The 24790-nt window shown below is 72.7% G+C and carries 20 protein-coding genes and 1 pseudogene; 10 read left to right on the forward strand and 11 right to left on the reverse strand.

Translation table 11 applies throughout. From position 1 onward, the window contains the following. Positions 1–606: 606 nt before the first annotated feature. Positions 607–1530 (reverse strand): carbohydrate kinase family protein, encoded by a 924-nt coding sequence (locus D0T12_RS30615; protein ID WP_117404035.1) that lies wholly within the window; start codon positions 1528–1530, stop codon positions 607–609. Positions 1531–1698: 168 nt separating this feature from the next. On the opposite strand from D0T12_RS30615, the gene D0T12_RS30620 reads away from it, so the two are divergent. The 4 genes from D0T12_RS30620 (at position 1699) to D0T12_RS30640 (ending at position 7581) form a co-directional block, all read left to right on the forward strand. After that, a complete protein-coding gene (locus D0T12_RS30620) occupies positions 1699–4155 on the forward strand; it encodes a bifunctional acetate--CoA ligase family protein/GNAT family N-acetyltransferase (protein ID WP_117404036.1) in 2457 nt (818 codons plus the stop codon). A 779-nt stretch (positions 4156–4934) separates the two neighbouring features. Next, entirely contained in the window at positions 4935–5516 is a 582-nt protein-coding gene (locus tag D0T12_RS30630; RefSeq protein ID WP_117404037.1) for a DUF5998 family protein, read from the forward strand. Between the two features lie 26 nt (positions 5517–5542). Continuing rightward, the gene (locus D0T12_RS30635; protein WP_407642132.1) at positions 5543–6679 is read left to right on the forward strand and encodes an alkaline phosphatase family protein; all 1137 of its coding nucleotides are present in this window, start codon (positions 5543–5545) and stop codon (positions 6677–6679) included. Positions 6680–6750: 71 nt separating this feature from the next. Beyond that, the gene (locus tag D0T12_RS30640; RefSeq protein ID WP_233526383.1) at positions 6751–7581 is read left to right on the forward strand and encodes a sulfurtransferase; all 831 of its coding nucleotides are present in this window, start codon (positions 6751–6753) and stop codon (positions 7579–7581) included. A 27-nt stretch (positions 7582–7608) separates the two neighbouring features. Here D0T12_RS30640 and D0T12_RS30645 read toward each other — a convergent pair whose 3' ends face one another. The 4 genes from D0T12_RS30645 to D0T12_RS30660 all read right to left on the reverse strand — a co-directional run bounded on the left by D0T12_RS30645 (position 7609) and on the right by D0T12_RS30660 (position 12405). Further along, on the reverse strand, positions 7609–10119 hold the full coding sequence (locus D0T12_RS30645) for a CHAT domain-containing protein (protein WP_233526384.1): 2511 nt from the start codon (positions 10117–10119) through the stop codon (positions 7609–7611). 50 nt (positions 10120–10169) lie between these two features. Continuing rightward, positions 10170–10619 carry a hypothetical protein gene (locus D0T12_RS30650; RefSeq protein WP_117404040.1) on the reverse strand — a complete coding sequence of 150 codons (450 nt, stop codon included), beginning with the start codon at positions 10617–10619 and terminating at the stop codon, positions 10170–10172. Beyond that, positions 10616–11143 (reverse strand): RNA polymerase sigma factor, encoded by a 528-nt coding sequence (locus D0T12_RS30655; RefSeq protein WP_117404041.1) that lies wholly within the window; start codon positions 11141–11143, stop codon positions 10616–10618. The genes D0T12_RS30650 and D0T12_RS30655 overlap by 4 nt, the downstream gene beginning before the upstream one ends. Positions 11144–11238: 95 nt before the next feature. Further along, a complete protein-coding gene (locus tag D0T12_RS30660) occupies positions 11239–12405 on the reverse strand; it encodes a S8 family peptidase (RefSeq protein WP_117404042.1) in 1167 nt (388 codons plus the stop codon). Between the two features lie 323 nt (positions 12406–12728). Here D0T12_RS30660 and D0T12_RS30665 point away from each other — a divergent pair, with 323 nt between their 5' ends. Beyond that, on the forward strand, positions 12729–13223 hold the full coding sequence (locus tag D0T12_RS30665; RefSeq protein ID WP_117404044.1) for a DUF3145 domain-containing protein: 495 nt from the start codon (positions 12729–12731) through the stop codon (positions 13221–13223). Between the two features lie 485 nt (positions 13224–13708). On the opposite strand, the gene D0T12_RS30670 is transcribed toward D0T12_RS30665, so the two are convergent. The 5 genes and pseudogenes from D0T12_RS30670 to D0T12_RS30690 all read right to left on the reverse strand — a co-directional run bounded on the left by D0T12_RS30670 (position 13709) and on the right by D0T12_RS30690 (position 18577). Beyond that, complete coding sequence (locus tag D0T12_RS30670) at positions 13709–15016, reverse strand: beta-ketoacyl-[acyl-carrier-protein] synthase family protein (RefSeq protein ID WP_117404046.1); 1308 nt, start codon at positions 15014–15016, stop codon at positions 13709–13711. Between the two features lie 92 nt (positions 15017–15108). Further along, the gene (locus D0T12_RS30675; RefSeq protein WP_117404048.1) at positions 15109–15369 is read right to left on the reverse strand and encodes an acyl carrier protein; all 261 of its coding nucleotides are present in this window, start codon (positions 15367–15369) and stop codon (positions 15109–15111) included. 55 nt (positions 15370–15424) lie between these two features. Beyond that, positions 15425–16393, reverse strand: coding sequence for a beta-ketoacyl-ACP synthase III (locus tag D0T12_RS30680; protein ID WP_117404050.1), 969 nt, complete (start codon positions 16391–16393; stop codon positions 15425–15427). After that, positions 16390–17379, reverse strand: a pseudogene (locus tag D0T12_RS30685) (ACP S-malonyltransferase); the annotation flags it as partial. The pseudogene D0T12_RS30685 and the gene D0T12_RS30680, both read right to left, overlap by 4 nt. A gap of 28 nt (positions 17380–17407) precedes the next feature. Next, positions 17408–18577, reverse strand: coding sequence for a PucR family transcriptional regulator (locus D0T12_RS30690; RefSeq protein WP_199487797.1), 1170 nt, complete (start codon positions 18575–18577; stop codon positions 17408–17410). A gap of 96 nt (positions 18578–18673) precedes the next feature. Between D0T12_RS30690 and D0T12_RS30695 the strand changes: the two genes are divergently transcribed. The 3 genes from D0T12_RS30695 (at position 18674) to D0T12_RS30705 (ending at position 20900) form a co-directional block, all read left to right on the forward strand. Next, the gene (locus D0T12_RS30695; protein WP_199487798.1) at positions 18674–19702 is read left to right on the forward strand and encodes a PHP domain-containing protein; all 1029 of its coding nucleotides are present in this window, start codon (positions 18674–18676) and stop codon (positions 19700–19702) included. A gap of 43 nt (positions 19703–19745) precedes the next feature. Beyond that, positions 19746–20450, forward strand: coding sequence for a helix-turn-helix transcriptional regulator (locus D0T12_RS30700; protein WP_117404055.1), 705 nt, complete (start codon positions 19746–19748; stop codon positions 20448–20450). Between the two features lie 75 nt (positions 20451–20525). Beyond that, positions 20526–20900 (forward strand): VOC family protein, encoded by a 375-nt coding sequence (locus D0T12_RS30705; protein ID WP_117404057.1) that lies wholly within the window; start codon positions 20526–20528, stop codon positions 20898–20900. Between the two features lie 74 nt (positions 20901–20974). Here the strand turns inward: D0T12_RS30705 and aceE are convergent, their stop codons facing one another. Beyond that, on the reverse strand, positions 20975–23764 hold the full coding sequence (aceE, locus tag D0T12_RS30710) for a pyruvate dehydrogenase (acetyl-transferring), homodimeric type (RefSeq protein WP_117404181.1): 2790 nt from the start codon (positions 23762–23764) through the stop codon (positions 20975–20977). 352 nt (positions 23765–24116) lie between these two features. Between aceE and D0T12_RS30715 the strand changes: the two genes are divergently transcribed. Continuing rightward, positions 24117–24320 carry a DUF1918 domain-containing protein gene (locus D0T12_RS30715; protein WP_117404059.1) on the forward strand — a complete coding sequence of 68 codons (204 nt, stop codon included), beginning with the start codon at positions 24117–24119 and terminating at the stop codon, positions 24318–24320. A 57-nt stretch (positions 24321–24377) separates the two neighbouring features. Continuing rightward, positions 24378–24785 (forward strand): secondary thiamine-phosphate synthase enzyme YjbQ, encoded by a 408-nt coding sequence (locus D0T12_RS30720; protein ID WP_117404061.1) that lies wholly within the window; start codon positions 24378–24380, stop codon positions 24783–24785. Positions 24786–24790: the final 5 nt, after the last annotated feature.

Here is a 24790-nt window from a genome sequence, read left to right on the forward strand (position 1 = left end):
CGGGTCGAGCCGGTCAGGTCGGGGGCGGGTCTTCGCTACCCGTTCGCTGATGGGGCGGGCCAGGCTGAAACCGATGACCATCAGCAACGTGGACCGTTCCAAGGCCGGTTCTCAGCAGGACCGCTCACTCGGCGGCCACCTCGTTGGCCAGTCGATGCCGGCGACGGTGGCGATCCACATGCCGCGCGTCCCGGACGGATCATGCCCGTCTCGTCGGCCAGGCGGCGAACGCCCGCGACCTGGGCGGGCCCCCACACTCGACGGCCGCACCACCGCCCTCCAACGAGTGCCGTCGTCCAAGGCGTTTGACTTCGACCGTGAGCTACCGGCCATGGCGGACGGTGATCTGGTGGCGACCTCCGGTCCCGGGCGCGGCAGGTCGTCGCGGACGTCGCCGAGTCGGAGCACGAACAGGCCGCAGACCAGCGGGGCGAGCCTGCCGGAGATCGCGGCGAGGCCCCGATCCGCGGGTCCCGTCCGGCCAGGAGGGGCAGGGGGACCCGGGCCGGGTGTCGCCGTCGGACTCGCCGTCGGACCGACATCGCCGACGCCACCAGGACCGACGACCGACCTGGGCGCCGTCGAACTCACCGTCGACGGACGGTGTTACTTGATCTGGTTGTCGACGACGTCGAGGGTGGGGCGGGCGCCCAGGTGCTGCATGGCACGGGCGGCCAGGCGGCAGCCCGCGGTGAGGGCGTCGGCCGGCTGCTTCCCGTCCAGCCAGGGCGGAAGGAAGCCCGCGACGAACGCGTCGCCCGCGCCGGTGCCGTCGACGATCTTCTCGACGGGCTCGGCGGCGACGGTGACGGGCTCGGGACGGCCGTTGGTGTACCAGAGGGCACCGTCGGCGCCGCTCTTGATGACGACCTGCGGGTACCAGGCGGTGAGGACCTTGGCGGCCTGCGCGGGGGTGTCGCGGCCGGTGAGGATCTCGGCCTCCTTGGCGTTGACCACGAGAAGGCGGGCGCCCTGCGTCCACTCCAGGAAGGGCTCGGCGCCCATCCGCTTCAGCGGCGAGGACGAGCCGCCGTCCACCGACACCGACATCTGCGCCTTGCGGGCGAGATCGAGGGTGTGGATGGCCGCCTTGCGGGAGCCCTCGTTGATCAGGGCGTAGCCGGACAGGTGCAGGTGCGTCCCGTGCGAGAACAGGTCCTTGCAGCGCTCGATGTCCTCGGGGAGGAGCGCCGCGTTGGCCCCGGGGTCGGACAGCATCGTCCGGTCGCCCTTGTGGGTGACCATCACCACGCAGGTGCCGGTGGGACGCTCGTGGTCCATGACGAGGCGGGCGTCGACGCCGTACCCCATCAGCTCCATGTCCCGGTTGCGGCCCGCGATGTCGGAACCACGTCGGCCGACGAAGGCGACGTCGACCCCTTCCACGGCGAGCCAGGCGGCCACGTTGGCGCCCGAGCCGCCCCCGTGGATCGTCACGGCGGCGGGCGTGTCGCTTCCCTTGGCGAGAGGAAAGGCGGCACGCGCCACGGTGTCTGTCATGAGATCGCCGACCACGACCACGCGCGTCATGGAGTCATCACCTCGATCAACACGGCCCGCGCGAGCGGCAATTCTGGGCGTGTGCTCGACCGTAACAGCTCCGGAGCCCCGATTAGGTCTCGAACGCGCAGCGATCCCCGAGGAAGCCCGGATTTTCCTCTCGCGAGGGCGGAGCGTCCGTGCCTTACTCTCGGGTACGTGACCGAGCGTTACCCGGATCAATGGGAGGCCGACGTCGTCCTCAGCGACGGCGGAACGGCGCATCTGCGCCCCATCCGGCCCGCGGACGCCGAGCTCCTGCGCGACTTCCACGCGCGGCTGTCGCCCGAAACGATCTACTACAGGTTCTTCTCGCCGCGCCCGCGACTGTCGGATCGTGATGTCGAACACTTCACGACCGTCGACCATGACCGGCGAGTCGCGTTGATTGCCACGATTGGCACGGAAATGGTGGCAGTCGTCCGCTATGACCGGCTCAATGATCGGTTGGAGACGGCGGAGGTGGCGTTCCTGGTGGAGGACGCGCACCAGGGCCGCGGGCTGGGGCCGGTGCTGCTGGAGCACATCGCCGCGGCCGCCCGGGAGCGGGGGGTGCGCCGGTTCGTCGCGAGCGTCCTGCCCGACAACCGCCGGATGACGCGGGTGTTCCGGGAGGCGGGATACCGGGCGGAGCAACGGTTCGAGGAGGGCGTGATCGAACTCGTCCTGGACCTGGAGCCGACCGAGACGTCGATGGAGGTCATGGCGGCCCGGGAGCACCGGGCCGAGTCGCGGTCGATCCAGCGGCTGCTGTTCCCCCGGTCGGTCGCCGTGATCGGGGCGAGCCGGGCCGAGCACAGCGTCGGGCAGACCGTGCTGCGGAACCTGCTGTCCGGAGACTTCACCGGCCCCGTCTACCCGGTGCACCCCACGGCGGTGGCGGTGGCGGGCGTGCGCGCCTACCAGTCCGTCCTGGAGATCCCGGACGACGTGGACCTCGCGGTCGTCGCCGTGCGGGCCGACGCCGTCCACGAGGTCGTCCAGGAGTGCGCGGGCAAGGGCGTGCGCGGCCTGATCGTCGTGTCGTCCGGGTTCGGAGAGATCGGGGACGACGGCCGCGCCCGGCAGGAAGAGCTGGTGCGGCTCGCTCGCGCCTACGGGATGCGCGTGGTCGGCCCGAACTGCCTGGGAATCGCCAACACGGACGGGGACGTACGGCTGAACGCGACCCTGGCGCCGACGATGCCGGGACGGGGGCCCGTCGGGTTCTTCTCCCAGTCGGGCGCGCTGGGAATCGCGATCCTCCAGCGGACGGCCGAACGCGGCCTCGGCCTGTCCACGTTCGTCTCCGCCGGGAACCGGGCCGACGTGTCGGGCAACGACCTCATGCAGTACTGGGAGGAGGATCCGGCGACCAAGGCCGTCCTGCTGTATCTGGAGTCGCTCGGCAACCCCCGCAAGTTCGCGCGGCTGGCGCGCAGGCTCGGCCGCCGCAAACCGATCGTGGCGGTCAAGAGCGGGCGCAGCACGCAGGGCGTCCCGCTCGGGCACGCCGCACGCGCGCTGACACTGCCCGACCATGCGGTCAGCGCCCTGTTCGAGCAGGCCGGAGTGATCCGGGTCGAGGACCTGTCGGAGCTGTTCGACGTCGCCCAGATACTGGCCTACCAGCCGCTTCCGACGGGCGACCGCATCGCGATCATCGACAACTCGAACTCGCTGGGACTGCTGGCGCAGGACGAGGCCGTGGCGCTCGGCCTCGACGTCCGGCCGCGCGTCGACCTCGGCCCCCGGGCGGACGCCGACGACTACGAGGCGGCGCTCGCGTCCGCGTTGGACGACGAGTCGGTCGACGCGGTGGTGGCGCTGTTCACGCCCCCGACGATCGGGGGCTACGACGTGCGCGTCCCGGAGCGGATCGTGCGGCTGGCGTCCACGGCCGGCAAGCCGGTCGTGGCGACGTACCTCGGCACGGAGGGCATGCCGGTCGACCTGCGCGTCACCGGTCCGGACGGAACGGCGGCGGAGGGGTCGGTGCCGTCCTACCCCTCGCCGGAGGACGCCGTCCGGGCGCTGGCGTACGTGATCAGGTACGCGCGGTGGCGGCGGCGTCCCACGGGTCGCGTACCGGAACTCGACGGAGTGGACCGTGACCGGGCCAGGACGCTCGTCGCCGGCTGGCTCGGCCCGGGAGGCACGGACGGTCCGGTCGAGGCCACGGCGGGGCAGGCGGCCGAGCTGCTGGCGTGCTACGGCGTCGAGGTCGCCGGGGACGGGGCCACGGGCGGCGTCCCGGTCCGCGTCCTGATCAGGGAGGACCCGTCGTTCGGCGCGGTCGTCTCCTTCGGCGTCGCCGACGAGATCGCGGCACTGCTCGACGACCGCGCCCACCGCCTGTCGCCGCTCGCGGACGTGGACGCCGCGGAGATGATCCGCGCCATCCGCACGGCGCCGCTGCTGCTCGGGCATCGCGGCGCGGAGCCGGTGAACCTCGCGGCCCTGGAGGAGTTGCTGCTCCGCGCGTCCCGCCTCGGCTACGACCTGCCCGAGGTGGCGCGGCTCGAACTGAGCCCGGTCATGGCGGACGCGTCGGGCGTCACCGTCCGGCACGCGACCTTGACCCTGGACAGACCAGTGGGCCCACGACCCGAACTGGAGCCACGCCGACTCTCCTGACCCACCCGCGACCGCCCGCGCCGGCCGTCTGCCACGGACGTCAGTGACAGCGCCCCCGCGGCCCCGAGGAGCGGGTGCGGCGGGCGACACGTCCGCGCGGCGCCCGTTCCCCTCCCACCGCGCCGGGATCACCGGCCCTGAGCGCCGTACCGCCAGCGACCGCGCGGTTCCAAGAGCCGACACGGCGGCCGTCGTCCTCCTGCCACGCCGGGGATCACCGGCTTTCCTCTCTTCGTCCACGATGGCGTGCTGGCTGACCGTTTGTGCGAGGGGCGGCGTGGCGGATGGGGCGCCGGGATCACCGGGGTTCCGGTTCCCGTCCGTGGTGATGTGCTGGGCGCGATTGGGTTGTTCAGCGCGGTGGTCCGGGCGGGCCCGGTGGGGCGGGTTCCGGGGTCGGCGGGATCGGGTCGGGTTCCGGGCCCGGCGGGACCGGGTCAGGGACGGGCGTCGGCGGGGACGGGTCGGGCGCAGGCCCCGGTGGGGTGGGCTCCGGCGGCGGTCCGGGCGGGACCGGTTCGGGGGACGGGCCAGGCGGCACGGGGCCAGGGGGCTGCGGCGCGGGGCCCGGGGACGGACCGGGCGCCGGGTCGGTGGGCGGGACCAGCGGCCCCGGGGGCGGCGCGGGGTCCGGTGTCGGGGGCGGCACCGGCGGCGGCTTGGGAAGCGGCTTCTCGTCCATGTCGATCCCGTACCCGCGATGCGCCCGCGCTAGCGTCGATCACGGTCCGATGGGCGGCCATGTGCGCGTCCGCCCCCGGACAGGGCAGGATGGGGCCATGAGGGAAACCCGAGCGACCGCCGGCGGTCTGCGCACGGCGATCGAGCGCAGCGGTTACTACCCGGACCTGGTCGCGGACGCGGTCGAGTCGGCCATCGGGGACGAGCCCGTCGTGGCCTACGTGGTCCACCACGAGGCGACGTTCGACCCCGCCATGGAGGTGCGGCGGCACGTGACGGTGCTGGTGCTGTCGGCGAGCCGGCTGCTGGTGTGCCACACCGACGAGCACCCGCCCGGCGAGGGCATGGCCCAACCGCACGCGTCCACCACCACCGAGGCCGTCAAGCTGGAACGCGTCCAGTCGGTCGCGGTGACGCGGGTCGTCCCGGACCCGGCGTCGTACGTGCCGGGGGTGCCGCCGACGGAGGTCGTGCTGACCATCGGCTGGGGCGCCATCGCCCACATCGACCTTGAGCCCGCGACGTGCGGCGACGAGAACTGCGAGGCCGACCACGGCTACACGGGCAGCGTCACCGCCGACGACCTGTCCCTGCGGGTCAGCGAGGCCGCCGACGGCGCGGACGCCGTCGGGCAGGTGCTGGCGTTCGCCGAGGAACTGTCCGCCGCGACCGCCCGATGACGCGACCCCCCGATGATCCTCCGGTGATCGCGGCGGCTCCCGGCGGCCGTCCCGAGCCGCCTGTGCCACGGTACGGGGAGGGCGCGCTCGCGGATCTGCCGCCCTCGGTGCTGGCGTCCCTGGGCGTCCCCGGCGCGGTGAACGTCCTCGGCCTGCCGCCCGTGCCGCGCGTCTGCGTCCTGCTGATCGACGGGCTCGGCTGGGAGCAGCTGAAGGCGCACCCGGACGAGGCGCCCTTCCTGAACGCGATGGGCGGCGGCCCGATCACGTCCGGATTCCCGGCGACGACGGTCAGCAGCCTCGGCTCGCTCGGCACCGGCGCGCCGCCCGGCGAGCACGGGCTGCTCGGCGTCCAGGTCGCGATCCCCGGTACCGGCAGGCTGCTGAACTGCCTGCGCTGGCAGGACGGCTCCGTCGTTCCGGAGGAGTTCCAGCCCGTTCCGACCGTGTACGAGCGGGCCGCGGCGGCTGGTGTCGAGACCGCTTATGTCGCGCTTCGCCAGTACAGCGGCACCGCGCTCAGCCGCGCCACGGCGCGCGGCTCCCGGTACGTCGCCGCGCAGAGCCTCGGGCAGCTCGTCGGACGCACCGAACTGGCCCTCCGCCAGGGCGACCGCTCGTTCGTCACCGTGTACCACGCCGACCTCGACGCGACCGGGCACCGGTTCGGGACCGGCTCCGCCGACTGGCGGCACCAACTGCGGTTCATGGACATGCTCGTCCAGGAGATCGCGGCCGTCCTGCCCGCCGGGTCGGCCCTCCACGTGACCGCCGACCACGGCATGGTCGACCCGACGGAACGCGTCGACGTCGACGCCGTGCCCGAACTGCGGGACGGCGTCGCGCTCCTCGGCGGCGACGCCCGCGCCCGGTACGTCTACAGCGAGCCCGGCGCCCACGCCGACGTCCTCGCCGCCTGGACGGCCCGGCTCGGCGACCGCGCGTGGGTCGTCTCCCGCGAGGAGGCCGTCGCGAACGGCTGGTTCGGGCCGCTAGGACCCGGGATGCGGGAACGCGTCGGTGACGTGATCGCCGTCCCGCACACCGATCTCGCGATCGTCGCGACCGAACGGGAACCGTGGCTGAACCGGATGGTCGGCATGCACGGTTCCCTCGTATCGGCGGAACAACTCGTCCCGCTGCTGACCACGTCCCGACCCTGAGAGGGAAGGTGCCCGAGATGAAACAGGATTCGCCCCTCCCTAATCGGGGCAACGACGGTCAAACTGACCGTGTGCACCCTCTCATCGAAGTGCTCGCGCTGGACTCTCTGCTCCGGCGGCAGAAGCCCGTGGTCCTCCTCGACGTCCGATGGCATCTGGCCGGTCCCCCGGGGATCGAGTCCTACCGCAGAGGGCACCTGCCCGGCGCCGTGTTCGTCGACCTCGACCGGGACGTGGCCGGGCCGCCGGGGCCCGGCGGCCGCCATCCGCTGCCCGACCCCGTCGCCTTCGAGTCGGCCATGCGCCGCGCCGGGGTGTCGCAGGACGGTCTCGTCGTCGTCTACGACGACGCCGACTCCACGGCCGCTGCGCGCGTCTGGTGGTCGCTGCGGTACTTCGGGCACGACAGGGTCCGGGTCCTGGACGGCGGGTACCGCGCGTGGACTGAGGCGGGCCGTCCGGTGAGCGACGACGACCCGGAGGTCAAGCCGGGCGACTTCATCGCCAACCCGGGCCGTCTCCCCGTTCTGGACGCCGAGGGCGCCGCCGAACTCGCCACGGCCGGGGTCCTGCTCGACGCCCGCGCCGCCGAGCGGTACCGCGGCGACCAGGAGCCCGTCGACCCCGTCGCCGGTCACATCCCGGGCGCCCGCAACGCGCCCACGTCGGGCAACGTCGGCGTGGACGGCCGGTTCCTGCCGAGCGAGCTGCTGCGCGAACGCTTCGCCAAGCTCGGTGTGACGGACGCGGTCGACGTCGGCGCCTACTGCGGCTCCGGGGTGACCGCCGCCCACGAGATCCTCGCCCTCCACCTCGCCGGAATTCCCGCCGCCCTCTACGTCGGCTCCTGGTCGAACTGGGTGACGGACCCGTCCAACCCGGTCGCCACCGGCGACGACTGACGGGCCGCGTTCGCGTGGGCCGGTGCCTCAGCCCGCGCCCATGCACAGGAGCCCGAGGACGCCCGGAGGGCGCGGGACGGAGGCCAGTGCGCGGGCCGGGTCGTGTCCGGCGGCCAGCGCGGTGTGGAACGCGGACATGAACTCCGGTGTGGCCGCGTCCTGGACGGGCGTCACGCTGGCGATCACCGTGGCGGCGCCGAGGGCGAGGAGGACACTGGCCATGCCGAGCACGGCGTCGCCCTCGTCGGCGCGGCCGATGTCGCAGGCGGACAGGACGATCAGGCGCGGCGGCACGGTCAGCTCGTCCAGGTCGTGCACCGTCAGATGCCCGTCGGCGAGGCGCAGCCGGGAGAACAGGGCGTTGCCCTGCCGGAACTCGCCGTGGGCGGCGATGTGGGCGAGGTCCGCGCCGTCCAGGGCGTCCAGGACGGTGTCCGCGCGGGCGTCCGGGCCGTCCAGGACGACGGCGCCCGGGTGCAGCACACGCAGGGCGGCGATCTCGCGTTCGGTGTGCCGGAGCCCAGGGCCCGCGACCAGGACGGTGTGCCCGTCCGCGGGTGCGGTGGCGCGGGCGTGCAGCCAGGCCCCGGCGGACGGGACGATCGTGAACGCCCGCCCGGCCAGCGACGGCAGCGCCGCCCAGGGCAGCGCGTGCAGCACACCGGCCGGGGCGATGACGAGGTCCCGGTCGCCGAGGTCGGCCCGCAGCGGAGCGAGCAGGCGGTCGTCGAGGCGGACGGCGGTGTCGTCGAGGGCCGACAGCGCCCGCGGGTCGTCGCCCTCGGCGAGGCGGCGCGTGGCGTAGCGGACCAGGCCGGTCTCCCGGGCGGCGGCCTCGTACGAGCCGAGGCGGTGGCGGCGCGGCGTGCCGCCGACGACGGTCACGGCATGCAGATCCGAGCCGACCGCGATCATCTCGATGAGCGCACGCTCACCGAGCGCGGCGGCGACGCGGGAGAGGCCGGCGGGCCGCGGCGGCGCGGCGCCCGCCGGGCGGCCGCGCGTCCGGGACCGGATCTCGGCCTCCAGACCGGCCAGGTCCCGGGGCGGCGCCGCCGATGCGCCGCCCCGGGCCGTGCCCGCCGTGTGCTCGGCGCTGAGGGCGCGGAGCGCGGTCAGCGCCGCCGCGCGCTCGGGGTCCTTCGGCGGACGGACGCGGGCGGGCCGCGCGATCGCCCGCCGCCGCTCCTCGACGGCGAGCAGTTCCCGCGCCGATCGGGCAAGTTCGAGGCCGAGCCCGGCCAGTTCGGTGGCGAGTCCCGACGCGCGGGCCCGCAGGTCCAGCGCGTCGAGCGCCTCCGCGTGCTCCTCGGTCACCCGCAGGCCCGCCCTGACCGCGGCCAGGGCGCCGGCCCGGTCGGCGCGTGCGGCGCGTTCGAGGGCGACGGCGTGCCAGGCGGCGATCCGCGCGGACGCCGGGCCGCGCCGCCGCCCGACCGGCGACAGCAGGTGCCCGGCCGGGCGGCCCAGGGACAGCGCCACCCGCGCGGCGACGATCCGGGCCTCGTCGGCGGCGTCCGTCCAGCCGCCGGCGCTCAGCCGATCGGCCGTGGCCACGGCGGAGCGCAGCAGCACCGCCGAGCGTTCACCGGACTCCCACCGGGCCCGGAGCAGCACATGCTCGGCCAGCGGCACCCAACCGGTGCGTTCCTGTTCGGCGAACGCCGCCCGTGCGCGTTCGGCGGCGTCGGTGCACTGCTCGGGATACCCGGCGGCCAGTTCGGCGTGGGCGAGCAGAAGGAAACCGTCCGCCATGTCGCATCGGTAGCCGTTCGCCGTCGCCGCGTCCAGGGCCGCGATCAGGACGGGACGCGCCTCGCCCGGCAGCCCCGCCATGATGAGGGTCTCCGCCTGATCGAGCCGGCACTGCGCCAGGCGTTCACCGCTCAGGTGCCTCTCGGCCTCGACGAAGAGCCGTAGCGCTCGCGGGACGTCCCCACGGCGCGACACCGCGAACGCGAGATTCCCCCTGGACATCGCCGTCTGGTGACGCAGCCCCGCCGCCTCGCCGACGGCGACCGCCTCCTCCAGCGCCGACTCCGCACCGGCGAGGTCGCCGCGTAACGCACGCGCGAGCCCCAGGTTGGTGAGGAGCCCGTTGAGCGCGGCCGGGTCATGGCCCTGTCGCAGGCGCGGCAACGCCTGCGCGGCCACGGTGTGCGCCTCGTCCAGGCGTCCGGCCCTCGCCAGTGCGCACGCCTTGTTGGCCGCGAGACGGTCGGCGTCCGCGCCGTCCAGCACGGTCTCCGCCTCCGTCGCGTGGGCCAGCGCCCCGGCGACGTCGCCACGGGCCGTGAGCAGCCCGACGAGGTTCATGCGCACCTGGGCCGCCGTGTAACCGTCCGACCGGGCCAGTGCGCGCTGGAGGAACGCCACACCCTCGTCGAGTCTCCCCAGCTCCTTCGCGGCGAGCCCGGCCACCCGCAGCGCGAGCACCCCGCCGCCCTCGTCGAGGAGGGCGCTCGCCCGCGCGAAGGCGGTGGCCGGGTCGACCGCGGCGAGGTGAAGGAGGGCGCGCTCGTCGAACGGGCCCTCCACCCCCTTGGGACGGTTCCTCCGGTGGCGCCCCCACCGGAGGAACCCGGCCGTCACAGCCGGATCCAGCTGGTGACGATCGTCGTGCCGTCGTCCAACCGGAAGGCGAGACTCACCAGGCCCTCGGGCACGCGCGGCACGCAGAACAGCCCGGCGGGCTCCGCACGCGTCGTGATCCCCTCCGGCGGCAGGTCACGGTGCCGGACCTCGACTAGGGCGGGCATCGACGGGACGAGCCGCCCCATCAACTCCCGGTCCCGGCCGTTCTCCGACACCTCGATCTCCACCGAACCGTCCGGGGACGCGAACGTCAGCACGCGGTTCGCCGCGCCGCGGACCCCGGCCGCCGCCCGCGCCGACCGGTCGCGTTCCAACTCCGCCAGCGTCGCGGACGGCGCCAGCCACGCGATCGACGCGCGGGCCGCCGCCAGCACGTCCGCCGGCACCGGGTCCAACACGGTGAACGCCTCGCGGACGCCCGCCAGCAGCTCGTCGTCGGTCACTGGACGAGCCTCCTCAGCGCGTCCAGGCACCGGGCCCGGGTCGGTCCGACGCTGCCGACCGGGATGCCGAGCGCGGCGGCCAGCTCGGCCTGGCTCGACACGACCGCGAACAGCCGCAGCAACGTCCGGCACCGCCGCGGCAGCGCGCCCAGCGCCGCGCCGACCCGGCCGACGCGTTCCCGGCCGATCACCACCCGCTCGGGGGGCGCCTCCGGAGCGCGCGGCGCGGGCACCACCGGCAGGTCGCGTCCACGCAGGCGCACCAGGCGCAGGCTCTCGCGCCGCGCGGTCGTGGCCAGCCAGCATCCGGCGGCCGACGGATCGCGCAGCCCGCCGATCCGTTCGACCAACCGCAGCCACGTGGTCTGCACCACGTCGCCGGAATCGGCGTCGTTCAAGTCGTGCGAGCGTGCGATCGACCACAGCAACCCGCTGTACCGCTCCACGAGCCGGGCCCACGCGGCGCCGTCGCCGTCGCGCGCCCGGACCACCAGCTCGCCCGTACCGTCGTCCTTATGGGCCACCGAAGTCTCCTCCCGAGGCCCCCCGCTGACGTTCACCCTAAGGCATAGAACGGTCACTCCGCGTGGACGGTCGCCAGTTCGCGACCGTGCCGTGCTCACGAGGCCACGACCACGCCGAGGCCCGGTAGCACGGGGCGCCCCGCCGGATCCAGGACGCGGTCGGCGGCGGTCACCGCGTCGATGCCCTCCGCCGCCGCGAGCCCGGCGATCCGGCCCGCGACGGCCGGCGTCGCGAACGACGTCCCGCTCCAGGTGGCGTAGCCCTCGAACAGGTCGGGATCGACGCCGCGCACGGGCGGGCGCGTCCCGTCGAACCGCACGAACGCGCTGACGACGTCCACGCCCTGCGCGCACGCGTCCACCCACCAGCCGTGATTGGAGAACGCGGCGCGGTCATCGCCGTCCAGCGCCGCGACGCCGATGACGGGCTTCATCGCGGCCGGCCAGAACGGACGGTCCGTCGCCGCGTTCCCCGCGCACGCCACCACGACGGTGCGGCGGCCGAGCGCCGCCATCGCCCGCGCCAGTAGCGGCGACGGACGATCGTCGTAGGTGTGGCAGCCGAGCGAGAGGTTGACCACGTCGACGTCGCCCAGCCCGGCGAGCCACTCCAGCGCCCGGATCACCGCCAGTTCGTCGCCGACCCCGTCGCCGCCGATGACGCGGCGCGCCCGCAACCGCGCCGACGGCGCGTGCCGCAGCACCACGCCAGCGACGAACGTGCCGTGACCGGCCTGCGCGTCCAGTTCGAAGTCCAGGTCGGCGTCCAGGACCTCCTCCACCTCCGCGCGTTGTTCCTCGTACCAGTCGGTGCCGGCGTACCAGGGGTGCGGCGACAGGCCGGTGTCGAGGACCGCGACCGTCACGTCCCGGCGCGGCGCCGCCCCGGCCTCGGGGGCGGGCAGCGGCGGGGCCGGACGCGGCAGGTCCGCGGGACCGCTCCACCACATCGGCTGCCCGTGGACGAGATGGTTCGGCGACACGCTCAGCCGCCGGGACCTCCGCTCCGCGCCGAGATCGGCGGCGAGCCCGCACACGTCCACCTTCGCCCGGGTGCGCAGCCGCAACCGCGTGACACCGCACTCGTCGTGCCGCGAGTCGTACCAGCGCCGCACGAGCGTCTCGGCGGCGCCGGCGTCCGGCCCGGCGACCAGAAGCTCGTCGCGCCGGATCAGCGCCGGGCGTCCCGGCACCGGCTCCACCACGACCGCGTCGGGATGCCGCGCCAGGATCCGCTCCAGCCGCGCCTGTTGGTCGAACATCCGTCCTCGCTTTCGTCACCTGCCCGGCCCCGCACACATCGTGCACGATCGACGACACTTTGTGATCGGAATCGGACGTGGCGGAACGGCCGGAGGCGGCCGTCCCCATGCGCGGGTTTCGCCGCGCGTCCCCTCACGAGGCCCTAGGCTTGGACGGGCAGGCCCGGTGAACGGTGTGCATCCTGTGGTCAAGCGTTCGATAATCCGTGAACTCACAGTGGTGCGACACGTGCCGATGATGCACAATGAGGGACGCGGACGCCGACTTGGGACGTACGAGGCCGTAGGGGAAGACGAGCCTCGGTACAGATCCAGGAGGTCCGGTGACCGCACGTGGCGTTTTCTACGTCCACTCCGCGCCGCCTGCGCTGAGCCCGCACATCGAGTGGGCCGCCGCAGGTGTTCTAGGTGTGCCCGTTTCCCTTGAATGGACCGATCAGGCGGCCGCGCCGGGAACGCTGCGCGCCGAGCTTCATTGGGAGGGGAGGCCGGGTACCGCCGCGGGCATCACCTCGGCGCTGCGAACGTGGAAGCTGGTGCGCTTCGAGGCCACCGAGGATCCCACGCCGGGCACCGACGGCGTCCGTTTCAGCTTCACCCCGTCCCTCGGGGTGTTCTCGGGCGTGATCGGTGCCAACGGCGACATCATGGTCCCCGAGGACCGGCTCCGGTCCGTCATGGCGAACGCCGCCGTCGGCAAGACCACCCTGGAGCACGAGCTGGACCGCCTGCTCGGCACCCCCTGGGACAACGAGCTCGAGCCCTTCCGCCGGGCGGGCGACGGCGCCCCCGTCCGCTGGCTGCACGCCGCCGTGTGAGCCCGGTGACCGGCTGACGCCGGCCCCTCGGTGCGTGCCCGCCCCGCAACGTGCGCGCCCCGCCCGGGGTATCCCCGGCACGGCAGCTGAGCGGCGGCCACACCCCCACACCGAGGCCGCCGCCGCACAGCGAAACGGCCCGGCGAGCATCCGCTCGCCGGGCCGTCCCCGTCCCCGGGCCACAACCGCTCCTGGAGCGCGTCGGCATGACGGTGTTGAGCGGTGACGGCACCCGATGCCGAGCCGTCGCCAGGCGAGAGACAGCGCGGCGAGCGAGGGCCCACGCCGGTCCGTGTCCGTCTGGAGACCGAAACGCTCGTGGGGCACGTGCGTCAGCGTGACGGTGTTGAACGGTCGTGGGGCGCGTGCGCTCCGCGTCAGAGTGGGTGAACGGTGGTGGCGTTCGTCATTGAGGGCGCAGGCGGGTGCGAAAGGGCCCGGCGAGCGAGGTGCCGTGCTCGTCGGGCCCTTCGGGTGGGTGGAGGTCAGAGGGCGCGTTCGAAGACGACCGACACGTTGTGGCCGCCGAAGCCGAACGAGTTGCTGAGCGCCGCGGCCGGGCCGTCGGGGAGCTTGCGCGGCTCGTCGCGCACGATGTCCAGGTCGACCTCGTCGTCGAGGTCCTCCAGGTTGGCGACGAACGGGACGAGGCCCTCCTTCAGCGCCAGGATCGTGAAGATCGACTCCAGGGCGCCGGCGCCGCCGAGCAGATGTCCGGTCATCGACTTGGTGGCGGTGATGACCACCTTGCTCGCGGCCTCCTCGCCGAGCCCGGCCTTGGTCGAGGCGAGTTCGGCGACGTCACCGGCGGGCGTCGAGGTGGCGTGCGCGTTGATGTGGATGATGTCGGACGGTTCGAGCCCGGCGTCGGCGAGGGCCCGCTGCATCGCCTTGGCCTGCCCGGAGCCGGTCGGCTCGGGCAGCACGATGTCGAACGCGTCGTTGGAGTAGCCCGCGCCTGACGCGATGCCGTAGACCCGCGCGCCACGGGCCCGGGCGTGCTCCTCCGATTCCAGGATCATCACCGCCGCGCCCTCACCGAGGACGAACCCGTCCCGGTTCTTGTCGTAGGGCCGGGACGCGCGCTCCGGCTCCTCGTTGCGGGTCGACAGGGCGCGCATGGAGCCGAACGACGCCATCTGCAACGGGTGGATGCACGCCTCCGTGCCGCCGCAGATGATCACGTCGGCGCGGCCCGTCCGGATCATGTCGATGGCGTAGCCGACGGCCTCACCGCTGGACGCGCACGCGCTGACCAGGGCGTGTGAGCCGGCCGTCGCGCCGAACTCGATCCCGACGTGCCCGGCCGCCCCGTTCGGCATCAGCATCGGGACGGTGAAGGGGGACACACGCGCCCAACCCTTCTCCTTGTACACGTCGTAGCTGTTCAGCGCGGTGTGCAGGCCACCGATGCCGCTGGACACCACGACCCCGAGCCGATCGCGGTCCACCACGAAACCGCCCTCGACACCGGCCTTGTCCATGCCCTTCTGGGGTTTCCCGCCGGTGGACGGCGCGAACCCGGCGTCCGTCCAGGCCTCCCGCGCGGCGACCAGCGCGATCGCCTGGTTGCGGTCGAGGCGGCGCAGCGACTGTTTGGGCAGGACCGTGTCCGGTTGCACCTTCAGCGTGGCGGCGAACCGGACCGGCAGGTTCTCGACGTCGTCCCAGTCCAGTCTCCGTACCCCGGACTCTCCGGCGAGCAGGGCGGACCAGGTCGACGGCACGTCTCCGCCGAGTGGGGTCGTTGCACCGAGACCCGTCACGACGACTCTGGTCTGGCTCTTGCTCATGGTGGCTGCTCCTTGCGGGCTGGAGAGGGGATGGGACCGGGCGCGCCGCGGGGTTCCCGTCCGGAACCCGCGGCGCGCCCGCCCCGTGTCGTTCAGCTCTTGGCGGGGGCCTTCTGGACGTAGTCCACGACGTCCTTGACCGTCTTCAGGTTGCGCAGCTCGTCGTCGGGAATTTCGACGCCGAACTGGTCCTGGGCGGCGACGGCGATCTCCACCATCGACAGCGAGTCGATGTCGAGGTCGTCGATGAAGTTCTTCTCCGGGGTCACCTCGGCCTTGTCGATGCCGACGATTTCATCGATGATCTCCGCGAGGCCGTCCAGGATCTGCTGTTCGGTGGCGACTTCTGCCATGGTCTGCGTTTCTCCTTCGGTGGTTGGTCCAGAGCCTGTGAGAAGGCGTGACGGCCTACGGGATCTGGATGACTTGGGCAGCGTAGGACAGCCCGGCGCCGAACCCGACCAGCAGGGCCGGTGCGCCGGACGGCACGTCGCCGCGTTCGATCATGCGGGACAGGGCCAGGGGGATGGAGGCCCCGGAGGTGTTGCCGGACTGGACGATGTCGTCGGCCACGACCGCGTTGACGGCCTTCAGCCTGCGGGCGATCGCCTCGATGATCCGCAGGTTGGCCTGGTGGGGGACGACGGCGGCGAGCTCCTCGGGCTTGATCCCGGCGCGTTCGCACGCCTGCGCCGCGACCGGGGCGATGGCCGTGGTCGCCCAGCGGAAGACCGACTGCCCCTCCTGCCGGATGAACGAGTGCCGGTCCTCAATGATGATCTTGTCGTATTTGTCGCCGGCACTGCCCCAGACGACCGGGCCGATGCCGGGGGAGTCGCTTCCCGCGACGACCGCGGCGCCCGCTCCGTCCGCGAAGATGATGCAGGTCGAGCGGTCCGTCCAGTCGATCCACTGGGACATCTTCTCCGCGCCGACGACCAGCACGTTGCGGGCGTTCCCGGCGCGGACGGCCGCACTGGCGGTGGCCAGCGCGTAACAGAACCCGGCGCACGCGGCGTTCAGGTCGAAGGCGCCGGGCGCGTCGATGCCGAGGCGGTGCGCGACCTGCGGGGCGTAGCCCGGCATCGGCGACTCCGCCGAGCAGGTCGCGAGGATCACCAGGTCGATGTCGGACGGGTCGAGGCCGCTGCCCGCGAGGGCCTTGCCGCCCGCGTGCACGCCCAGTTCGACGATGCCCTCGTCGTCGCCCGCGATTCGGCGCTCGGCGATGCCGACGCGGGTGCGGATCCATTCGTCGTCGGTGTCGACGGTCCGCGCGATCTCGTCGTTGGTGACGATCCGCGCCGGCCGGTAGTCGCCGAACGCCAGGACCCGGGCCCCGGCCCGCGCGTCGGGGATCTGCAGCCCGCCGCTCATGAGGCGTGCGCCTTGATCAGCTCGCGGGCCTTGTCGAGATCGTCGGGGGTCTTGAGGGCGACGCGCTCGACGCCCGGCAGCTCGCGGCGGGCGAGGCCGGTGAGCGTCCCCCCGGGCGGCAACTCGATGATCGCGGTGACGCCGAGGTCGCGCATGGTGGCCATGCACAGGTCCCAGCGGACGGGCGCGCTGACCTGCTCGACGAGCCGCGTCACGAAGTCCTGCCCGGACTCGACGACGGCGCCGTCGCGGTTCTGCAGCAGCCGCGTGCGCGGGTCGGCGACGGGCGCGCCGGACGTGACGCGGCGGAGCGCGTCGACGGCGGGCGCCATGTGCTCGGTGTGGAACGCCCCGGCGACCGACAGCGAGCGCAGCCGCGCCTTCGAAGGTGGTTCGTCCGCGAACTCGGCGAGGTTCCGCACCGTCCCGGCGGCGACGATCTGACCGGCGCCGTTGACGTTGGCGGCGGTGAGCCCGTGCTTGTCGATGGAGGCGAGGACCTCGTCGGGGTCGCCGCCGAGCACCGCCGTCATCCCGGTCTCGGTGACGGCGGCGGCGTCGGCCATCGCGCGTCCCCGCTCCCGGACGAGGACCAGCGCCGTCTCCGGCGACAGGACCCCGGCGATCGCGGCGGCGGCCAGCTCCCCGACGCTGTGCCCGGCCACCACGTCCGGAACGCCGTCGACACCGTCGTAGAGGGCCTCGTGGCCGGCGATCGCGGCGGCGACCAGCAGCGGCTGCGCCACCGCGGTGTCACGGATCTCCTCGGCGTCCGCGACCGTCCCGTACCGGACCAGGTCGAGCCCGGTCACGGCGGACCACCACGCCAGACGATCGGCGACGCCGGGTATCTCTAGCCATGGCTGCAGAAAGCCGGGGGTCTGAGCGCCCTGGCCGGGCGATGCGAGGAGGATCACAGCGTCCAGCCTGCCGCGATCGCCCCATCCCTCACGATGCGGATCGGCACGAACTTTGGTCGGACCCCTTTGTACGACCCCTACAACCTCAAGGTCATCAGCGTTTTTGGAAACGGCCGAGGACGAGCGCGATACGGAGGGTGAAAGCGTTGCGGCCGTCGGTGGGGGCGAGGCCGGTCAACTCGCTGACGCGCCGCAGCCGGTACCGGACCGTGTTGGGGTGGACGAACAGCAGCCGCGCGGTGGCCTCCAGCGAGGAGCCCTGTTCGAGGTAGGTGGTGAGCGTGTCGAGGAGCGGGGCGCCCGCGGCGAGCATCGGGTTGTAGACGTTGTCGACCAGATAGCGGCGCGCCTCGTCGTCACCGTCCAGCGCCCGTTCGGGCAGCAGCTCCGTCGCGTGGACGGGACGCGGCGCGTCCGGCCAGCCCGCGGCGGCGCGGAGCCCGGCGACGGCGGCGTGGGCGGAGCGGGTCGAGTCGTAGAGGTCGCCGACGCGGGGGCCGACGACCACCGGCCCCGGCCCGCACTTGGCGGCGATCGGACGGGCCGCCTCCATCGGGTCGGCGTCGCCGCCGACGATGACGATGACACGGTGCCCCTGCACGCCCGCCAGCACGTCGGACCTGGCACGGCGCCCGGCGAGCTGCATCTGGTCGATGGTGACCTCGGGCTCCTCGTCCTCCGGGGTGAACCCGGCGACGACGGTGACGGGCTTGGACGTCCAGCCGAGCGCGGCGGCCCACGAGTGCATCCCGTCGTCGACCTCGCCGCGCAGCACCGCGTTGACGACGAGGGCCTCCAGCCGCGCGTCCCAGGCGGCGCGGGTCTCGGCGGCACGCGCGTACACCTGCGCGGCGCCGAACGCGACGTCCCTGGTGTAGCGGAGGATCGCCTCGCGGAGCTGCGCCTCGCCGCCGGGCGCGGCCAGCTCGTCCAGCCGGGTCTCGACCACGTCGATGATGACGCGCACCATGTCGATGGTGTGCTGGAGCTTGATGGCGCGGAGCAGGTCGCGGGGCGCGGTGCCGAACACCTCACCGGCGATGGCCGGGCGGGTCCGCTCGTTGTTCTTGAACCATTCGACGAACGCGGCGATGCCCGCCTGGGCGACGAGACCGATCCAGGAGCGCTGGTCGGCGGGCATGCGCCGGAACCAGGGGAGCTGCTCCTCCATGCGGTTCAGCGCCGCGGTGCCGAACGTCCCCATGGCCTTCTCCAGGCGCTGGGTCGTCTGCTCACGTATCTCGGTCTCGCTCGCGGTGTCCACCTCCCCAGGGTGCCATCACGCCGGTGATGGCCCGGCCCGAGGTCAGCCGGGTGTCACTTGGACAGGCCGTCCGAGCCCGCGGGTACGGTGCGAGGCGTGGAGCCCGTCGAAGCCCTGCGCCGCATCGCGTTCCTGTTGGAACGCGCTCACGAGCCGACCTACCGTGTCCGCGCTTTCCGCGCGGCCGCCGACCTCGTCGATCGGACGCCCGCCGACGAACTCGCCGCCCGCGCCCGCGCGGGCACGCTGACCGCCCTCCCCGGCATCGGCAAGGTCACCGCCCTCGTGATCGAGGAGGCCCTGCGCGGCGAGACCCCCGTCTACCTGCGCCGCCTGGAGGCCACCGAGGGCGAGCCCGTGGACGAGGCCACCGCCGCCCTCCGCGCCGCCCTGAAGGGCGACCTGCACACCCACAGCGACTGGTCGGACGGCGGTTCCCCCATCAGGGAGATGGCGGAGACGGCGCGCGCCCTCGGCCACGAGTACATCGCCCTCACCGACCATTCACCGCGCCTCAAGGTCGCGAACGGCCTGAGCGCCGACCGCCTCCGCCGCCAGCTCGACGTCGTCGCCGAACTCAACGAGACCCTCGCGCCGTTCCGCGTCCTCACCGGCATCGAGGTCGACATCCTGGACGACGGCTCCCTCGACCAGGACCCCGCCCTCCTCGAACGCCTCGACATCGTCGTCGCCAGCGTCCACTCCAACCTCCGCATGGACCGCGTCGCGATGACGGAGCGCATGGTCGCGGCCATCGCCAACCCCCGCGTCAACGTCCTCGGCCACTGCACCGGACGCATCGTCAAGGCGGGCGGCAAACGCGGCGGCCTGCGCCCCGAGTCCCAGTTCGACGCCGCCCTCGTCTTCGACGCCTGCGCCGCCTACGACGTCGCCGTCGAGATCAACTCACGCCCGGAACGCCTCGACCCGCCCAAACGCCTCCTCCGCCTCGCCGTCGAGGCGGGCTGCCGCTTCGCCATCGACTCCGACGCCCACGCCCCCGGCCAACTCGACTGGCAACCTTTCGGCTGCGAACGAGCCGCCCGCTGCGCCGTCCCCGCCACCCAGATCGTCAACACCCTCCCCGCAGCCCCCCTCACCACCTGGTCCCACTCCAAGCTCTGACCGTCGAGTCTTGAATGTCGCAGGTGGGGCGTACGGTCGGCGGGTGAATCGCACCGACCGGTTGTACGCCCTGGTGGAGGAGTTGCGCGCGTGTGCGCCGCGGCGGGTCAGCGCGCGGGAGTTGGCCGCGCGGTACGAGGTGAGCGTTCGGACGATCGAGCGTGACATCGGCGCGTTGCAGCAGGCCGGGGTGCCGATCTTCGCCGATGTGGGGCGCGGCGGCGGATACACCCTCGACAGGAGCCGGACGTTGCCGCCGCTGAACTTCACGCCCGCCGAGGCGGTGGCCGTCGCGATCACGCTGGCGCGGGCGGGCGGCTCGCCGTACTCGCGGGCCGCCCGCACCGCCCTGCACAAGATCGTCGCGGCGATGTCGGCGGACGACAGCGCGTCGGCGCGGGAGCTGGCCGAGCGCGTCCGGTTCCTGACGCCGGCCGGCGGGGGCGAGCCCGCGTCCGTGCCCGCCGTGTTGGAGGAGGCGATGTCGGCCCGGCGGGTCGTCCGGCTCCACTACGTCGCCGCGGACGGCGTGGAGACCCAACGCGACGTCGAACCCGTCGCGTTCACGGCCGTGTCGCTGTGGTGGTACCTGATCGGCTGGTGCCGTCTCCGCGGTGAGGCCCGTGTCTTCCGCATCGACCGCGTTCGACGGGCCGCGCTGCTGGACGAGCCCGCGCCCGAACGCAGCTACGAGGAGCTGGCCCAGCCCCCGTGCGAATTCGTGGTGCGCCCTCTCGAATTCGTCTGAGAAATGCCGACAGGGGGCTGTCGCGGAGCGGGCCGATGCTGGTCGCGTACCGATTGAGCAGCAGAGGAGAGGGCCATGACAGTTCCCGCGTTCAACACCGTCACGTGGTTCCAGGTCGGTGCCGACGCGCCGGAGAAGGCGCGGCGGTTCTACGGCGACATGTTCGGCTGGAAGTTCGCGGTGAACCCGGACGACGACGGCTACGACCTGATCAGCTACCCGGGGGCCGGGGAGCCGGCCGGCGGTATCGCCTACAGCGCGGACCCGTCCGAGAACCACGCGATGTTCTTGGTACTGGTCGAGGACGTCGACGCGGCCTGCGCGCAGACGGAGAAGCACGGCGGAAAGGTCGCCATGCCGACGGTGACCACGGGCAACGGCCTCACGTTCGCCTACCTGGAAGACCCGGCGGGTAACCGTTTCGGCGTGTTCACGCCTCCGGCGACCTGACAGGCCGAGGGCCCCGAGCGTGTGCTCGGGGCCCGTCCGGGTGATCGCGGCCTACGCCTTCGCGGTCACCGGGATCAGCTCTCCCCGCCGGTGTTGCTCTCCGGGCTGCCGGCGCCGCCCGCGAACACGTCGCCGACGTCCGCGTTCAGCCGGTAGCGCTCGATCGCCTGCTGCGGCGTCTCCGACTTGATCTCGCCGTTGCGGGCCAGGCGGGTCAGGACCGCCAGGACGATCGACGCGGCGTCCACGTGGAAGAAGCGGCGGGCGGCGGCGCGGGTGTCGGAGAAACCGAAGCCGTCGGTGCCGAGCGTGGTGAAGTCGGCGCGCACCCAGGGTGCGATCTGGTCGGGTACGGCGCGCATGAAGTCCGACACGGCGACGATCGGCCCGGGGACGTTGTCGAGCCTGCGGGTGACGTACGGGACGCGCTGCTCGGTGTCCGGGTTGAGCAGGTTCCACTCGTCGCACTCGCGGGCCTCGCGGGCCAGTTCGTTCCACGAGGTCGCCGACCACACGTCCGCGGCGACGCCCCAGTCCTCGGCGAGGAGCCGCTGCGCCTCCAGGGCCCACCGGCCGCCGACGCCGGACGCCAGGATCTGCGCCCGGGGCACCTCGCCGTTGCCGGACGACACCTCGGGCGCGGCCTTGTACCGGTAGAGGCCCTTGAGGACGCCGTCGACGTCGAGGTCGTCGGGCTCGGGCGGCTGCTGGTACGGCTCGTTGTAGACGGTGAGGTAGTAGAAGACGTCCTCGCCGTTCGGGTGTTCCTCGGAGGTTCCGTACATACGGCGCAGCGCGTCCTGGACGATGTGCGCCAGCTCGAACGCCCACGTCGGGTCATAGTGGACACATGCCGGGTTCGTCGCGGCGAGCAGCGGGGAGTGGCCGTCGGCGTGCTGGAGGCCCTCACCGGTGAGGGTGGTGCGGCCCGCGGTGGCGCCGAGGAGGAATCCGCGGCCCATCTGGTCGCCGAGCGCCCACATCTGGTCGCCGGTCCGCTGGAACCCGAACATCGAGTAGAAGATGTAGACGGGGATCATGTGCTCGCCGTGGGTGGCGTACGCGGTGCCCGCGGCGATGGTGGACGCCATCGACCCGGCCTCGCTGATGCCCTCGTGCAGCATCTGCCCGCTCTCGGACTCCTTGTAGGAGAGCAGGAGCTTGCGGTCGACGGCGTCGTAGGTCTGCCCGTGCGGCGAGTAGATCTTGGACGTGGGGAACAGCGAGTCCATGCCGAACGTGCGGTACTCGTCCGGGGCGATCGGCACGAACCGGGCGCCGATGTTCTCGTCCTTGATCAGATCCTTGAGCAGCCGGACGAACGCCATGGTCGTCGCGACGTTCTGCTTGCCGGACCCCTTCTTCAGCTCGCCGTAGACCGGGTCGCCGGGCAGCTTCAGCGGCTTGGCGCGGACCACCCGCTTCGGCAGGAACCCGCCGAGGGCCGCGCGGCGCTCCCGCATGTACTGGATCTCGTCGGAGTCCTCGCCCGGGTGGTAGTAGGGCGGCAGCGGCTCCTCCAGCGCCGAGTCGGGGATGTCCAGGTAGAGCCGGTCCCGGAACTCCTTCAGTTCGGCCTTGGTGAGCTTCTTCATCTGGTGGGTGGCGTTGCGGGCCTCGAAGTCGGAGCCGAGCGTCCAGCCCTTGATGGTGTGCGCGAGGATGACGGTCGGCTGCCCGACGTGCTCGCGGGCCGCCTTGAACGCCGCGTACACCTTGCGGTAGTCGTGCCCGCCGCGCGACAGCTTGCGCAGCTCGTCGTCCGACAGGTGCTGGACGATCCTGCGCAGCCGCGGGTCGGCGCCGAAGAACTTCTCCCGGATGTACGCGCCGGACTCGACGCTGAACGTCTGGAACTGGCCGTCCGGGGTGGTGTTCATCTGGTTGACCAGCACGCCGTCGACGTCCTGGGCGAGCAGCGGGTCCCAGTCACGGCCCCAGATGACCTTGATGACGTTCCAGCCGGCGCCGCGGAAGAACGACTCCAGCTCCTGGATGATCTTGCCGTTGCCGCGGACCGGTCCGTCCAACTGCTGCAGGTTGCAGTTGACGACGAAGGTGAGGTTGTCCAGCTCCTCGCGGGCGGCCAGGCCGATCGCGCCGAGCGACTCCGGCTCGGACATCTCGCCGTCGCCGAGGAACGCCCACACGTGCGACCGGGACGTGTCCTTGATCTTCCGGTTGTAGAGGTAACGGTTGAACCGCGCCTGGTACACCGAGTCGATCGCCGTCAGACCCATGGAGACCGTGGGGAACTCCCAGAAGTCCGGCATGAGCCGCGGGTGCGGGTACGACGACAGCCCGCCGCCCGGATGCGAGTGCTCCTGCCGGAACCCGTCGAGCTTGTCGCCCGGCAGCCGTCCCTCCAGGTAGGCGCGGGCGTAGATGCCCGGCGAGGCGTGGCCCTGGATGAAGACCTGGTCACCGGACTCGCCGTGGTCCTTGCCGCGGAAGAAGTGGTTGAAGCCGACCTCGTACAGCGAGGCGGCGGACGCGTAGGTGGCGATGTGCCCGCCGACCCCGATGTCGGGACGGTTCGCCCGCGACACCATGATCGCGGCGTTCCACCGGATATAGGCGCGGATGCGCCGTTCCACGTGCTCGTCGCCGGGGAACCAGGGTTCGTGCTCCGGCGGGATCGTGTTGATGAAGTCGGTGCTGCGCAGGCTGGGCACGCCGACCTGTAGCTCCCGGGCCCTCTCCAGGAGCCGGAGCATCACGTAGCGCGCCCTGCCACGGCCCTCGGTCTTGATGACCGTGTCCAGCGACTCCAGCCACTCCCGGGTCTCGTCCGGGTTGATGTCGGGCAGCTGGCTCGGCAGGCCGTCGCTGATGATCGAAAAGCGTTGACGTCCGGAAGCCACGGGGTCCCCTCTGTCCTTGCCGTCCTTGCTGGTGAGACCGGTGCCGCCAGGAGGGAGGCCGCCGGTCACCGGCCGACTGTTCGTCGCCTCGGTCTGTGATCCATCGTCGCCGTTAACGACGGCTAACGCATCTCTACCAGTCGGTAACCATTGTCCCCGGTGTCACCGGGTACCGCCCCCTGCGGCGCCGTCGTCACGGGCTCTTGCCACGGCCGTCGTCGTGGGCCGCTTTTTCACGTGTCGGGAAGATTCCCCTCGACGGGGTGAGGGGAACGTATGAGGCTGGGAACATACGGCACCACGTGCCCGGCACGGTCCGTCCAGGTGACGGACGTACGAGCTTGGGGGAGTGATGAACGGACAGGTCGGAGACCGGCTGCACGTTCACGGCAACGTCGTGGGCCAGCCGGACCGGATAGGAGAGATCGTCGAAGTGCGCGGCCCGGACGGCGGGCCGCCGTACGTGGTCCGCTTCGCCGACGACCATGAGGCGCTGGTCTACCCGGGACCGGACGCGGTGATCGAGCCCGGGGAGCGGATGAGCCACCAGAGCTGAGGCGCGTCCGGGGATTTCGGATGCGTCCGGGCCTCCGTATCGGGTACACACGGGATCATGGAGAGCACCGTGGTCCAGGTGACCACCGGTACACGCGAGGTCGTGCACGACATCACGGCCGAGTGCGAGGAGTTCGCCGCGTCGGCGGGCGGCGACGGGTTGCTGCACGTCTTCGTCCCGCACGCCACCGCCGGTGTGGCGATCCTCGAACTGGGGTCCGGCAGCGACGACGACCTGCTCGCGGCGCTGGGCGACCTGCTTCCGGCCGACGACCGCTGGCGGCACGCCCACGGATCGCGGGGGCACGGCCGTTCGCACGTCATGCCCGCTCTCGTCCCACCGTTCGCGACGCTCCCGGTCGTCGGCGGACGGCTCGCGCTGGGCACCTGGCAGTCGGTGGCCCTGGTCGATCTCAACGTCGACAACCCCGATCGCCAGGTCAGGTTGTCCTTCGTCAAAGGATGACCCCG

It is taken from the genome of Actinomadura spongiicola (genome assembly GCF_003432485.1).
In the GTDB taxonomy this organism is placed as follows: Bacteria; Actinomycetota; Actinomycetes; order Streptosporangiales; family Streptosporangiaceae; genus Spirillospora; species Spirillospora spongiicola.